Consider the following 396-nt stretch of genomic DNA (forward strand, 5'->3'; position numbering starts at 1 on the left):
CGGACTGGCGATAGAAGGCCTTGAGCCGGTCGATGTCGGCCAGGCGACTGGCCAGGGGCGCGGCGTCGTGGATCAGCACCGTATCGCGAATGGCGATGGCGCGGTCGTGCACACTGCCGCGGAAGTTGATGGCGTAGCGCTGCTTGACGCTGGCGCCCTGGCTGACGGCGGTCAGGGTGTCATCGATGACGCCGACGCGCTGGACGCCGACGAGGGTGATCAGCAGCATCAGCACCAGGATCAGGCCGAAGCCCAGGCCCAGGCGGGCGGCCATGGAAAGAGGGGTACGCATGAAAACCTCAACGCTTCAAAGTGTGTGACATGGATCACATTTTGCGTTAAAGGTTTGCGCGATAAGTTTACTTCGGGCCGAGCGGTCATCCCCCAGGTATGAAT

The 396-nt window shown here is 62.4% G+C and carries 1 pseudogene; it reads right to left on the reverse strand.

Annotated elements, in window-relative coordinates:
• Window positions 1-292: pseudogene (locus tag FH08_RS48795) on the reverse strand (MCP four helix bundle domain-containing protein); the annotation flags it as partial.
• Window positions 293-396 lie beyond the last annotated feature (104 nt).

The sequence above is a fragment of the Caballeronia sordidicola genome (genome assembly GCF_000729995.1).
Classification (GTDB): domain Bacteria; phylum Pseudomonadota; class Gammaproteobacteria; order Burkholderiales; family Burkholderiaceae; genus Caballeronia; species Caballeronia sordidicola_A.